General features: G+C 58.7%; 12 protein-coding genes. 8 read left to right on the top strand and 4 right to left on the bottom strand.

The features are described 5' to 3' along the window. The first annotated feature begins 104 nt into the window (after positions 1-104). The 8 genes from ACO0LO_RS11915 (at position 105) to ACO0LO_RS11880 (ending at position 9,738) form a co-directional block, all read left to right on the top strand. On the top strand, positions 105-1,484 hold the full coding sequence (locus ACO0LO_RS11915) for an NAD(P)-dependent oxidoreductase (protein WP_422964443.1): 1,380 nt from the start codon (positions 105-107) through the stop codon (positions 1,482-1,484). Further along, on the top strand, positions 1,484-2,758 hold the full coding sequence (preA, locus tag ACO0LO_RS11910; RefSeq protein WP_422964442.1) for an NAD-dependent dihydropyrimidine dehydrogenase subunit PreA: 1,275 nt from the start codon (positions 1,484-1,486) through the stop codon (positions 2,756-2,758). Before ACO0LO_RS11915 ends, preA begins: the two co-directional genes overlap by 1 nt. A gap of 199 nt (positions 2,759-2,957) precedes the next feature. Further along, the gene (locus ACO0LO_RS11905) at positions 2,958-4,451 is read left to right on the top strand and encodes an NCS1 family nucleobase:cation symporter-1 (protein ID WP_422964441.1); all 1,494 of its coding nucleotides are present in this window, start codon (positions 2,958-2,960) and stop codon (positions 4,449-4,451) included. Between the two features lie 35 nt (positions 4,452-4,486). Further along, positions 4,487-5,926: a dihydropyrimidinase gene (gene hydA, locus ACO0LO_RS11900; RefSeq protein ID WP_422964440.1), complete on the top strand. Its 1,440-nt coding sequence runs from the start codon at positions 4,487-4,489 to the stop codon at positions 5,924-5,926. 361 nt (positions 5,927-6,287) lie between these two features. Next, a complete protein-coding gene (locus ACO0LO_RS11895) occupies positions 6,288-7,532 on the top strand; it encodes a Zn-dependent hydrolase (RefSeq protein WP_422964439.1) in 1,245 nt (414 codons plus the stop codon). A 29-nt stretch (positions 7,533-7,561) separates the two neighbouring features. Continuing rightward, a complete protein-coding gene (locus ACO0LO_RS11890) occupies positions 7,562-8,839 on the top strand; it encodes an amidohydrolase family protein (RefSeq protein WP_422964438.1) in 1,278 nt (425 codons plus the stop codon). A 91-nt stretch (positions 8,840-8,930) separates the two neighbouring features. Next, entirely contained in the window at positions 8,931-9,389 is a 459-nt protein-coding gene (locus ACO0LO_RS11885) for an SRPBCC family protein (RefSeq protein ID WP_422964704.1), read from the top strand. Further along, complete coding sequence (locus ACO0LO_RS11880) at positions 9,376-9,738, top strand: ArsR/SmtB family transcription factor (RefSeq protein ID WP_422964437.1); 363 nt, start codon at positions 9,376-9,378, stop codon at positions 9,736-9,738. Before ACO0LO_RS11885 ends, ACO0LO_RS11880 begins: the two co-directional genes overlap by 14 nt. Before the next feature lie 229 nt (positions 9,739-9,967). Here the strand turns inward: ACO0LO_RS11880 and ACO0LO_RS11875 are convergent, their stop codons facing one another. From ACO0LO_RS11875 to ACO0LO_RS11860, 4 genes are all read right to left on the bottom strand, one after another. After that, positions 9,968-10,369 carry a cytidine deaminase gene (locus ACO0LO_RS11875; RefSeq protein ID WP_188567093.1) on the bottom strand — a complete coding sequence of 134 codons (402 nt, stop codon included), beginning with the start codon at positions 10,367-10,369 and terminating at the stop codon, positions 9,968-9,970. 95 nt (positions 10,370-10,464) lie between these two features. Beyond that, positions 10,465-11,316 carry a 2OG-Fe(II) oxygenase family protein gene (locus ACO0LO_RS11870; protein WP_422964436.1) on the bottom strand — a complete coding sequence of 284 codons (852 nt, stop codon included), beginning with the start codon at positions 11,314-11,316 and terminating at the stop codon, positions 10,465-10,467. A 16-nt stretch (positions 11,317-11,332) separates the two neighbouring features. Continuing rightward, the gene (locus tag ACO0LO_RS11865) at positions 11,333-12,334 is read right to left on the bottom strand and encodes a nucleoside hydrolase (RefSeq protein ID WP_422964435.1); all 1,002 of its coding nucleotides are present in this window, start codon (positions 12,332-12,334) and stop codon (positions 11,333-11,335) included. A 133-nt stretch (positions 12,335-12,467) separates the two neighbouring features. Next, positions 12,468-13,436: an ABC transporter permease gene (locus tag ACO0LO_RS11860; RefSeq protein WP_422964434.1), complete on the bottom strand. Its 969-nt coding sequence runs from the start codon at positions 13,434-13,436 to the stop codon at positions 12,468-12,470. Between the last annotated feature and the right edge of the window lie 3 nt (positions 13,437-13,439).

Here is a 13,439-nt window from a genome sequence, read left to right as displayed (position 1 = left end):
TCCATAGCACCACGTGGCAGCACATAGCAGCGTAGAGTCAGGTTTCAGCAGTTCATTTCGGTAGCGATGAGTACGAATGCCATTCACTAGCCAGGAATATCACCATGATCGAGTCTCTCCAATACCTGGCCAGGGCCGGGTCCACCAATGATGCATTGGCTGCACAGTTCACCGACCTGGCGCCGCCGCTGACCCTGCGGCAGGCGCTGATAGAAAGCCAGCGCTGCCTGTATTGCTACGATGCGCCTTGCACCCGCGTCTGCCCTTCGGACATCGACGTCGCCAACTTCATCGGCAATATTGCCCAGGGCAATATCAACGGCGCTGCCCAGGTCATCTTGCGTGAAAATATCCTCGGCGGCAGCTGCTCGCGCGTATGTCCTACCGAAATCTTGTGCGAGCAGGCCTGCGTGCGCAACCACGATGCTGAAGCGCAACCAGTCAAGATAGGCCTGCTGCAAAGGCACGCCATAGACCATATGCATTTTCAGCAGCACCCTTTCCAGCGGGCAGCAGCCACAGGGCGCACCATCGCCGTTGTCGGTGCCGGACCTGCCGGCCTTGTCTGCGCGCACCGGCTGGCAATGCTGGGCAATGAAGTGATCATTTTTGAGTCCCTGCCCAAGCCGGGCGGCCTGAACGAATACGGCATCGCCAAGTACAAGCTCACCGACGATTATGCGCAGAAGGAAGTCGATTTTCTGCTGCAGATAGGCGGCATACAGCTGCGCCACGAGCAAACGCTGGGCGATAACCTGAGCTTGAAGCAGCTGGCGCAGGACTACGATGCAGTGTTTCTCGGCCTGGGCCTGGGCGCCAGCCGCAAGCTGGGGCTGACCGGAGAAGACGCACCCGGCCTGATGGCGGCGGTGGACTATATTTCGGTGCTGCGCCAGGCGGAAGATCTGACGAACCTGCCGCTGGCCACGCGTTGCCTGGTAATAGGCGCCGGCAATACCGCCATCGACATGGCGGTGCAGATGGCAAGGCTGGGCGCGGAAGAGGTGTCTATTGTATACAGGCGCGGCGCCGACGCCATGTCTGCCACCGGCCATGAACAGGATATCGCCAAGGCGCACCAGGTCAGGCTCAGGACTTGGGCGCAGCCGCAACAGGTGCTGCTGGACGAGGCCGGCCGCGTGCGCGGCATGCGCTTTGAAAAAACGCAGATGGCGGACGGCAAGCTGAAAGGCACGGGAGAAACATTTGAACTGGCAGCCGATGCGATCTTCAAGGCCATAGGCCAGACGCTGGACGGCGATTTGGACAGCGACGAAGTAGGCCGCGAGATCGCATTGGCCGGCGACAAGATCCGGGTGGACGAACACTTCCAGACCTGCGTGCCGGGCATTTATGCCGGCGGCGATTGCGTACAGGCTGGCCAGGACTTGACCGTGCAGGCAGTACAGCATGGCAAACTGGCTGCTGTTGCCATGCACCAGCATTTGACTTCATTGAATTCCGTCAGCAAGGAGGCAGCATAATGGCCGATCTGAGCATTAATTTCGCCGGCATCAAGGCGCCCAATCCTTTCTGGCTAGCTTCCGCTCCGCCTACCGACAAGGCCTATAACGTCGTGCGCGCCTTCGAGGCGGGCTGGGGCGGCGTGGTGTGGAAAACGCTGGGCGAAGACCCGGCGCCGGTCAATGTATCGTCGCGCTATTCAGCGCACTACGGCAAGAACCGCGAAGTGCTGGGCTTTAATAATATAGAGCTGATTACCGACCGCAGCCTGGAAATCAACCTGCGCGAAATCACCCAGGTCAAGAAAGACTGGCCAGACCGCGCAATGATCGTCTCCATGATGTATCCGTGCGAAGAAGAAAGCTGGGCCAAGGTGCTGCCTCTGGTGGAGGCCACCTGCGCCGATGCGATAGAACTCAATTTCGGCTGCCCGCACGGCATGCCGGAGCGCGGCATGGGCGCTGCCGTGGGCCAGGTGCCGGAATACGTGGAAATGGTCACCCGCTGGTGCAAGAAATACTGTTCGCTGCCGGTGATCGTCAAGCTGACGCCGAATATCACCGATGTGCGCCTGCCAGCGCGGGCAGCACTGAACGGTGGCGCCGACGCGGTGTCGCTGATCAACACCATCAACTCCATTACCTCGCTGGACCTCGACAATATGGTGGCGCGACCCATTGTTGGCGGGCGCAGCACGCATGGCGGTTATTGCGGTTCGGCCGTGAAGCCGATTGCGCTGAACATGGTTGCCGAGATCGCGCGCGATCCCGCTACCTATGGCTTGCCCATTTCCGGCATAGGCGGTATTTCCAACTGGCGTGATGCAGCGGAATTCATCGCGCTGGGCTCCGGCTCGGTGCAGGTGTGCACAGCAGCGATGCTGCACGGCTTCCGTATCGTGGAGCAGATGAAAGACGGGCTGTCCCGCTGGATGGATGAGAAGGGCTACGCGACCATAGAAGATTTCCGCGGCAAGGCCGTCGCCAATACGACGGACTGGAAATACCTGGACATGAATTACCAGGTCATTGCGCAGATAGACCAGGACAAGTGCATACAATGTGGCCGCTGCTACATCGCTTGCGAAGATACCTCTCACCAGTCGATCTCGCAGCTGATCGCTGACAACGGCGCCAGAAAATACGAAGTGATCAAGGAGGAGTGCGTAGGCTGCAACCTGTGCGAGATCACTTGTCCGGTGGAAAATTGCATTACGATGGTGCCGCAAGCCGGCGATAAACCCTATATGAACTGGACGCAGGACCCGCGCAACCCGAGGGCAGTGGCTGTCTGAGCTCGCAAGGAAGAAAACGGGATCGCCGTGTTTGCCGGGAACAAGATGGTGGCATGGGCTTTGCATGCTGACGTGCAGCATTGTCCGCAGTTTCAAACTGCGCAACGGTGCTGTATATTTGTTTCAGCCCGGCGCCGTTGTTCTTGTGCGTCCATAAAAATCAGGGGCTGCTGCACGCTTTAAAAATCCACCTAGGGAGATGCGAACCGTGAACAAAGATCTATCCGGCAATAATGGCTTGTGGAATGAAGACCTGGCGCCGACGACCGAGAGCCAGCGGACTTGGCGCTGGTACCATTTTGCATCGCTGTGGGTGGGCATGGTCATGTGCATACCGGCGTATACGCTGGCAGCCAGCTTGGTGGAAGGCGGCATGTCGGCCTGGCAGGCGGTGATCACGGTATTCCTCGCCAACGCCATAGTGCTGCTGCCGATGCTGCTGATCGGCCATGCCGGCACCAAGTACGGCATTCCCTATGCGGTGCTGGCAAGGTCTTCGTTCGGCACCGCCGGCGCACGTCTGCCGGCGCTGATGCGCGCGATCGTCGCCTGCGGCTGGTATGGCATACAGACCTGGTTCGGCGGCTCGATGATCTACACGCTGCTTGGCGTGCTGATGGGGCATTCATTGGAAGGCGACAAGATCGCCGGCCTTGGCATCAATGCCGCGCAGCTGGTCTGCTTCCTGGTATTCTGGGCGATACAGTTCTGGTACATCTTCCACGGCATGGATTCCATCCGCAAGCTGGAAACCTATACCGCGCCGCTGAAAATTATCATCTGCTTCGTGCTGCTGGGCTGGGTCTATAACAAGGCCGGCGGCTTCGGCCCCATCCTGGACCAGCCCTCGCAATTTATCGAGGGCGGCAAGAAGGCCGGCCAGTTCTGGTCCACGTTCTGGCCTTCGCTGACGGCGATGGTCGGTTTCTGGGCTACGCTGGCATTGAATATCCCCGACTTTACCCGTTTTGCCAAATCGCAGCGCGATCAGGTGCTAGGCCAGAGCATAGGCCTGCCGGTTCCCATGGGTCTGCTGGCGATGCTGGCGGTGATCGTGACTTCGGCAACCGTCGTCCTGTACGGCAAGGCCATCTGGGATCCGGTGGACCTGTCCAGCCGCATGACCGGCATTGCGGTCCTGGTGGCGCTGCTGATCCTGCTGATCGATACCGTCAGCGTGAACCTGGCGGCCAACCTGGTGGGCCCGGCTTACGATTTTTCCGCCCTGAGCCCCAAGCTGATCTCGTATAAAACCGGCGGCTACATCACTGCCTTTATTGCCATTGCGATGATGCCGTGGAAGATACTGGAGTCCACGCAAGGCTATATCTTTACCTGGCTGATAGGCTATTCCGCCTTGCTGGGCCCCATCGCCGGCATCCTGATCATCGACTATTACTTCATCCGCCATACACAGCTGGATGTGGAGCAGCTGTATAAGGAAGACGGCAAGTATTCATACGGCAATGGCTGGAACATGGCGGCAATCATCGCCTTTGTGCTGGGTGTGGCGCCGAACATGCCGGGTTTCCTGAGCGCCGCTTTCCCGGCGTCTTTTCCCGGCACTGCGGAGGTGTTCAAAACCATTTACACGTATGCGTGGTTCATCGGCATGGCCATTTCGGCCGTTGTGTACGGCGTGATGATGAGCGGCAAGAAAGAGACTTTACCGGCAGTTGCCAATGCGTCGTAAGCGCAGCCGGCTATAAAAGACAGCAAGGAGGCAGTATGAGTATCCTGATTCGTGGCGGCACCGTGGTCAATGCAGACCGCGAGTTCAGCGCCGACGTCCTGTGCGAAGGCGGCAAGATCGTCGCCATCGGCAATAACCTGCAGGCGGCCAATGCCACTGAAGTCATCGACGCCGGCGGCCAGTATGTGATGCCGGGCGGCATAGACCCGCATACCCACATGAACCTGCCCTTCATGGGAACGGTGACGGCAGATGACTTTTATACCGGCACTGCAGCCGGCCTGGCCGGCGGCACCACGATGATCATCGATTTCGTGATCCCGGACCCGAAGCAGCGCTTGATGGATGCCTACAAAACTTGGCGCGGCTGGGCGGAAAAATCCGCAGGCGACTACAGCTTCCACGTTGCCGTCACCTGGTGGGACGACAGCGTGCATGACGACATGGGCACGCTGGTACGTGACTACGGCGTGAACAGCTTCAAGCATTTCATGGCGTATAAAAACGCCATCATGGCGGATGACGAAATCCTGGTCAAAAGCTTCAGTCGCGCGCTGGAGCTCGGCGCCATGCCTACCGTGCACGCAGAAAACGGCGAACTGGTATTCCAGTTGCAGCAGGCGCTGCTGAAAAAAGGCATCACCGGCCCCGAAGCCCACCCGTTATCTCGCCCCCCGATGGTGGAGGCGGAAGCGGCCAACCGCGCCATTTCCATCGCCAATGTGCTGAACACGCCTCTTTATATAGTGCACGTATCCTGCGCGGAGTCGCTGGAAGCCATCGTCCGTGCCCGCAGCAAGGGCCAGCGCGTATTCGGCGAAGTGCTGGCCGGCCACCTGACAATAGATGAAAGCGTGTACCGCCACCCCGATTTCGACGTCGCCTCCGGCCATGTGATGAGCCCGCCGTTCCGCTCCAAGGAACACCAGGCTGCATTATGGCAGGGCCTGCAAGGCGGCAACCTCCACACCACCGCCACCGACCACTGCACTTTCTGCGCAGAGCAAAAAGGCGCAGGCCGCAACGACTTCACCAAGATCCCCAACGGCTGCGGCGGCGTGGAAGACCGCATGGCCGTGATCTGGGATGCCGGCGTCAACACCGGCAGACTGACGCCATCGGAATTCGTCAAGGTCACCTCCACCAACGCCGCACAGATATTCAACATCTACCCGCGCAAAGGTACGGTAGCAGTAGGCGCCGACGCCGACCTGGTGATCTGGGACCCCCAAGGCACAAGAACCATCTCGGCCAAGACCCAGTTCGCCAAAGGCGGCTTCAACGTCTTCGAAGGCCGCACCGTCAAAGGCATCCCCAGCCATACCGTCAGCGGCGGCAAACTGGTCTTCAAACAAGGCGAACTGCTCGCAGTACCAGGCGCAGGCCGCCACGTAGACCGCCCGGCGTTTTCGCCGATGTTCGATGCGCTGGGAAGATCGGCAAAACTGGCGGAGCCGGTTGCCGTGGAGCGGTAAATAAATGCCAAGTTGGTTACGGGAATTGCGTGTGCAATAACCTGGTTTTGAATGTGGGGTTTTCTGTTGTTTTTGACTCAAAACCGCTGGGGACGCTGCATTTTGTGCTTTGCCGAAAATGGATCAGAAATAGACGTTGTTTGAGCCGCAGGCGAGTTTCGTCTATTTCCCATTTTTGGCAATGCGCAAAATGTGATGGAGCTTTGCTTCATCACCCGTAGGGCAAGTCTGCGGTCGCCTTCTTTTTGCTTACTTTTTCTTGGCGAAGCAAGAAAAAGTGAGTGGCCGCCGGGCCACCCCCGGCCTGTATCCACGAAGCGCAAGCGTACACGAAATACAGCGAGCGCATAGGAAGCAAACCATGACCCAAGACACCCTCAAAATCAACGGCGACCGCCTCTGGAAATCCCTGATGGAGCTAGCCCAGATAGGCGCCACCCAGAAAGGGGGCGTCAAACGCCTGGCGCTGACCGACCTCGACAAACAAGGCCGCGACCTCGTCACCGGCTGGGCCAGAGAGGCCGGCATGTCCGTCACCGTGGACCAGATCGGCAACGTCTTCATGCGCCGCGACGGCAAGAACAATGCGCTGCCCCCCATCATGTCCGGCAGCCACATCGACACCCAGCCCACCGGCGGCAAGTTCGATGGCAACTACGGCGTGCTGGCTGCGCTGGAAGTAGTGCGCACGCTGAACGACCGCAACATACAGACCGAAGCGCCGATAGAAGTCGCCTTCTGGACCAATGAAGAAGGCTCGCGCTTCGTGCCGGTGATGATGGGCTCCGGCGTTTTCTGCGGCGCCTTTACGCTGGAGCATGCGTATGCCGCCAAGGACGTGGAAGGCAAATCGGTCAGGGATGAACTGGCCCGCATAGGCTACCTCGGCGACCAGGTGCCCGGCGACCATCCCATCGGCGCCTATTTTGAAACGCATATAGAACAAGGCCCGGTACTGGAAGATGCCGACAAGGTCATCGGCGTCGTGCCGGCCGTCATGGGCCTGTCCTGGTACGACTGCGTGGTGACAGGCATGGAGGCGCACGCCGGCCCCACGCCCATGCACCTGCGCAAGGACGCGCTGCAGGTCGCCACCAAAATCATGCAGGAAGTCGTCAACATCGGCAACCGCTACCCGCCCTATGGCCGCGGCACGGTGGGTATGGTGCAGGTATTCCCCAACAGCCGCAACGTGATCCCCGGCGAGGTCAAATTCAGTATCGATTTACGCAATGTCAACGACGAACTGCTGAACAAGATGCATGAAGAAATCCTGGCCTTCGTCGACCAGACCAGCAAAGCCACCGGCCTCGGCGTGACGGTGGAGCGCGTGTCCTACTACCCACCTTGTCCCTTCCACCCGGAATGCGTCGATGCGGTCAGGAACGCTACCGCCAAGCTCGGTTATTCGACGATGGATGTGGTCTCCGGTGCTGGGCATGATGCGATCTATGCAGCACGCCTCGCCCCCGCCGGCATGATCTTCGTGCCCTGCAAGGACGGTATCAGCCACAATGAAATCGAGGATGCGAAATCGGAGCACCTGGAGGCCGGCTGCAATGTGCTGTTGCATGCCATGCTGGAGAGAGCAAAAATCGTTTCCTGATCACCGGATGTATTTGCCAAGGAATTGCATTGACCGACCTTATTCTCCGTAACGCCACGCTGCCGGACGGCAGGAAATCCATCGATATCGCCATAAGCGGCGGACTGATCACTGCCGTCGGCCCCCGCCTGCCGCTGGCTGCCGCGCAAGAAATAGACGCTGCCGGCAACCTGGTGACGCCGCCTTTTGTCGATGCCCATTTCCACATGGACGCCACGCTCAGCTACGGCCTGCCGCGCGTCAACCAGTCCGGCACCTTGCTGGAAGGCATAGCGCTGTGGGGTGAACTGAAGCCGCTGCTGACGCAGGAAGCGCTGGTGCAAAGGGCAATGCAGTACTGCGACTGGGCCGTTGCGCGCGGCTTGCTGGCGGTGCGCTCACATGTAGATATTTGCGACGACAGTCTGCTGGCTGTGGAAGCACTGCTGCACGTGAAGAAGCAGGTCGCCCCTTATCTTGATCTGCAACTGGTCGCTTTCCCGCAGGATGGCATCCTGCGCAGCGCGACAGCGTTCGCCAACCTGAAGCGTGCGATAACGATGGGAGTCGATGTCGTCGGCGGCATCCCGCATTTTGAGCGGACCATGGCAGACGGCGCCGAGTCGGTCAGACTGTTGTGCGAATACGCGGCGGAGCAGGGCCTGCGTGTGGACATGCACTGCGACGAATCGGATGACCCGCTGTCGCGCCATATAGAAACGCTGGCCTACCATACACACAGGCTGGGCATGCAGGGCAGGGTGACAGGTTCGCACCTGACGTCCATGCATTCCATGGACAACTATTACGTCAGTAAATTGCTGCCGCTGATGCATGAATCCGGCGTTGCCGCCATCGCGAATCCGCTAATCAATATCACGCTGCAAGGCCGGCACGACAGCTATCCAAAGCGGCGCGGCATGACACGCGTACCGGAAATGCTGGCCGCCGGCATCCCGGTCGCCTTCGGCCAGGACTGCGCAATGGACCCGTGGTACAGCCTGGGTTCCAGCGACATGCTGGAAGTGGCGCACATGGGCCTGCATGTCGCGCAAATGACAGGGCAGGACGCAATGCGCGCCTGCTTCAAAGCTGTCACCGAGACGCCCGCGCAGATACTGGGTTTGCAGGGTTATGGCCTGGAAGTCGGCTGCAATGCCGACATGGTGCTGCTGGACGCGCAGGATGCAATAGAAGCGATAAGGCTGCGTGCGGCCAGGCTGTTCGTGATCCGGCGTGGCAAGATCGTCAGCCGCACGCCGGCGCCGCATGCGCAATTGGATTTACCCGGCAGGCCAGTTGATGTTGACTTTCGCCTTGGCCAATAAGCGCAGCGATCAAAAAAGAAATTAAAAATTAATGCAACAAAATGGTTGCATTAATTTGGATGCGACATATAATGCAACCAGGAGGTAGCATATTATGACATCTACAGATCGTATCGAAAAAGAAATTCAGTTGAAGGCGCCTTTGCCTACAGTCTGGAAGGCGCTGTCAAATGCCGAGGAGTTCGGCAACTGGTTTGGCGCGGCGCTCAAGGGGCAATCCTTTGTGGCCGGCAAAAGCGTTAAAGGGAATATCATTATCCGCGGTTTCGAACACATCGTATTTGATGCGCTCGTGGTCAGCATGGAGCCGCAGCACCACTTTTCTTTCCGCTGGCACCCTTACCCGATGGATCCGGCTATCGACTATGCTGCCGAGCCGACTACGCTGGTGGTGTTTGAGCTGAAGGAAACCGATACCGGCACGCTGCTGCGGGTGGTCGAATCTGGCTTTGACCAGATACCGGTATCGCGCCGTTCCGAAGCCTACCGCATGAACAGCGGCGGCTGGGAAGGGCAGTTGAGGAATATCGAAAAATATGTTGTCACCTGAATCTGTAAAATCAATAGTATCGCCTCTGCAAACCGTACTGCCACGCTCGGCCGCGCTGTTTGCAGCGCTGGGTGACGAAACCCGATTGAGGCTGGTCGCGGTGCTGTGCGTCGGCGGTGCATTTTCCATTGCACAACTGACGGCCGGTACCGACATCACGCGGCAGGCAGTGACCAAGCATCTGCAGGTGCTGGCGGGAGCGGGGCTGGTGCGCGACGTCAAGGCGGGGCGGGAGCGCCTGTGGGAGTTTGAACCTGCGCAGCTGGATGAGGCACGGCGTTCGCTGGAGATGATTGCGCGGCAGTGGGATGATGCGCTGGAAAGGCTGCGCAGGGCGGTGGAGGACTAGTGTCGTCTTTTCGCTTCTGCTGCGATTACGCAATAACGTCTTTCAGCTCTCTGCTGAGATGGTGCGTTAGGAACGCACCCTACGGGACCGTATAAAAACGTGCCGCTGTTTTGCGAAGATGTTGGGCTGGTAAAGCTTCAGCCCAACCTACAAAATCAGCTTGTCGGCGATTGAAAGCACTCCAATAGCTTCGAATGTACGACAGTATCTATCGATTTCGTAAAACTTTTCAAGCTTCCGGTTTCAGATAAAATGCATCCGGCAGCTGTTTTGCTGCGGTGGTCAGCTTGATGTCGCCTTTCAGATTGGTCAGTATCACTTCCAGTTCCGGGCCGCCCAGTTCGATGATGACCTGGCGGCAGGCGCCGCAGGGGGCGATTGGGTCTTCGGTGTCGCCTACTACGGCGATTTTGCTGAAGTCGCCCGGCTTGTAGCCGGATGCCACTGCGCTGAAGAAGGCGGTACGCTCGGCGCAATTGCACAGGCCGTAAGAGGCATTCTCTACATTACAGCCATGGAAAACCTTGCCGTCCTTGCCCAGCAGCGCTGCGCCTACCTTGAATTTGGAATAGGGCGTGTAAGCTTTCAGGCGCGCAGCGACGGCTTCCTGGATCAGTTGTTCTTGGTTCATGGGGTTCTTTCGGATGGGTTGACGATGTTCAATAACGGAGTACGGAGCCGGGAAATGAAATGCGGCCCTATCGGCCGCATTTGCTTGAAACTCAACTACTGCTTGGGTTTCTTCGCGCCCAGTTCAATCAGGCGTTCTTCCAGGTACTCGCCCGCCGTGTAGCGGTCCGACAGCTTCACATCCAGTCGTGGATGCAGGAACAGTGGCAGCGACACACGCGATTTTTTCGCTTCGTCACCGCTTGGATTCATCACGCGGTGGCTGGTGGACGGATAGTAGCCTTCCGATGCTTCATCCAGCATGTCGCCGATGTTGACGATCAGCATGCCGAAGTCGCACGGTACATCAAACCACTTGTCGTCCTTGCCTTGCACCTGCAGGCCGGCCTGCGTGGCGGCCGGCAGGATGGTCAGCAGGTTGATGTCTTCATGTGCGGCGGCACGTACCGAGCCCGTTTCTTCGTCGCCTGTCAGCGGTGGATAATGCAGCACGCGCAACAGGGTTTGTTCGCTGCCGGTGATCATGTCGGACAGCGGCATCGAATACTTGGCCTTGATCTCGGCAGGAGTATGTTCTTCCACCCACTGCAGCAATTCTGCTGCGAGGCCGGCTCCCTGGTCATAATATTTGCGCGCAGCATCCGACACTTCCGCCGGATAACGGCCCCACGGGAAGATATGATAAAACTCCTTCAGGTCGCGCTTGGTATTGCCTTTTGCGGTTTCCGACACCTTGGGCGAGAAGTAGCCGTCCTGCTTTTCCGGATCGAAGCTGTAGTGGGTCTTCGCATCGCTCTGGAAGAAGTCGTACCATTCCTTATAGATGGTTTCCAGCACTTCTTGCGACAGCGGATGGTTCTTCAATACGCCGAAACCGGTGCGGTGCAGGCTTTCCGTAAACTTTTGCGCCGCATCGGGGGCGAGATAATCAACAGGTTCTATATGCATGATAAACCTCCGTGGCTTATTTGGTCAGGGCCGGCAGCAGCCAGTCGCTGCTGAGGATCTGGTCGATCAGTTTTTCACAGGCTGGCGCATCCACCTTCATGCAGACGCGGGTTTCCGGCTTTTCCTTTTCCCAGCCCGTTTGCGGGTAAGGGATGCCTATCTTGTCCATCATGGTCTGGCCGTTGCCGATGCCGTCCATCGCCACCCGCACGCGACCGGATTTGGTCTCGAACAGTTCCGGCGCCACCAGCCATACAAAGGCCAGCACGTCGTGACCGAAGCAGCCGTGGCCCATATTGGGGCGAATGCTGCTGTAGAAGTCGCTGTAGAAATTGACGGCATGCGACAGCGTTTCCATCGCGATGTGTTTATGTTGCTCTGCCAGGCGCTTGAAGAAGCTGGACATCAATACCACGCGGTGCGTCACATCCAGGCCGACCATGGTCAGGTCCCAGCCGGCGGTGAATACCAGGTCGGCCGCGTCCGGATCGTTCCAGACGTTGGCTTCGGCAACCGGCGATACATTGCCCGGCTCGTCCACGGTGCCTGCCATCAGCACGACCTGCTTCAGCAGTGTAGGCAGCTTCGGTTCCAGTTTCAATGCCAGGCCAAGATTGCCCAGCGGGCCAACCGCCACCAGCGTGATTTCGCCGGGGTGCTTGCGTGCCATGTCAACGATGAACTCGGCGGCGCTGCGCTCTTCCGGCGCGCCCTCGACGTTGACGCGGCTGTGCAGGTTGCCCAGGCCGTCGGCACCGTGGATGAAGGCCGGCGGTTCGCCGGGAGCCTTGGCAAACGGCACGGGCACGCCGCGTGCCACAGGAATCTGACGGCCTGCGATACGGGTCAGGTAGATGGCGTTGATCGTTGCCTGCTCTACGGTAACATTACCGAAAGTAGTGGTGATGCCGACCAGGTCGATATCCGGGTGGGCCAGTGCAAAGTACAGCGCCATTGCGTCATCGACACCTGGATCGGTATCAAAGATGACCTTATGTTTTGCTTGTGCGTTTTGCATACTATTCTCCAAACTATTCTGGTATTAGCCATGTTACTGAACCTAATACCAGCGATTGTTTTACATGGACCCGGTTCAAGGAGGCCGTAGGAATTCTGTTATTACTGCCGCGTTTACCTTTAAGGGCAAGCGCTCAGCGCGATTTCACGAAAGGTATGCCGATCGCCTTCGGCGCCACCGACTTGGCCATGAAGCCGGCCAGCACGATCACGGTGACGACGTAGGGAATCATCTGGATCAGGGAACCTGGAATCTTGCCTATGCCGGGCAATTCCACGCCTTCCATCTGGATCTGCAGCGCGGCAAAAAAACCGAACATCAGGCAACCCATCGCCGTGTATAGCGGACGCCAGTTGCCGAATACCAGCGCTGTCAGCGCCAGGAAACCGTTACCGGCCGACATGTCGCGCAGGAAAAAACCGCTCTGCACGATGGCAAGGTAGGCGCCGGAGAAAGAGCACAGCACGCCGGCTGTCATCATCGCCATGAAGCGGGTACGCTCGACATGGATACCGGCGGCGTCGGCCGCATGCGGATTCTCGCCGACAGCGCGCAGACGCAGGCCGAAGCGGCTATGGTAGATAACCCAGTGCACCATGGGCACCAGCGCAAACGCCAGGTACACCAGCGCGCTATGGCCGCCGATCAGTTTTCCGTAGAACCAGCCAAGGAAGGGGATATTGGCGACCAGGTCGGTGCCGGGCAATACGATGTCAAACAAGCGTGCCTGGCCCAGGTCCGGCGTGCGGCCGCCCTGGCCGAAGAAAAATTGCGCCAGCACAAAACTGAGGCCGCTGACAGCGATATTGATGGCGATGCCGGCGACCAGCTGGTTGCCTTTTTGCGTGATGCTGACATAACCCTGCAGCAAGGCGATTGCCGCCGAAATGCCGATGCCCGCAGCAATGCCCAGCCACGGACTTTGCGTGACGTAGGCGACCGATGCCGAAACAAAGGCGCTGGCGAGCATCTTGCCTTCCAGCGCCAGATCCACCACGCCGCTGCGTTCTGCAAACAGGCCGGCCATTGCCGCGAAAATCAGCACGGGCGCATTGCGGATCGTGGATACCAGGATGCTGGCTAAATGAAAATCTTCGAACATGGC

Origin of the sequence: Undibacterium sp. TJN25, assembly GCF_049339885.1 — a bacterium.
In the GTDB taxonomy this organism is placed as follows: domain Bacteria; phylum Pseudomonadota; class Gammaproteobacteria; order Burkholderiales; family Burkholderiaceae_D; genus Undibacterium.
Note: the sequence above shows the minus strand (reverse complement) of the source record. Positions and strands in the feature narration are given on the sequence as shown.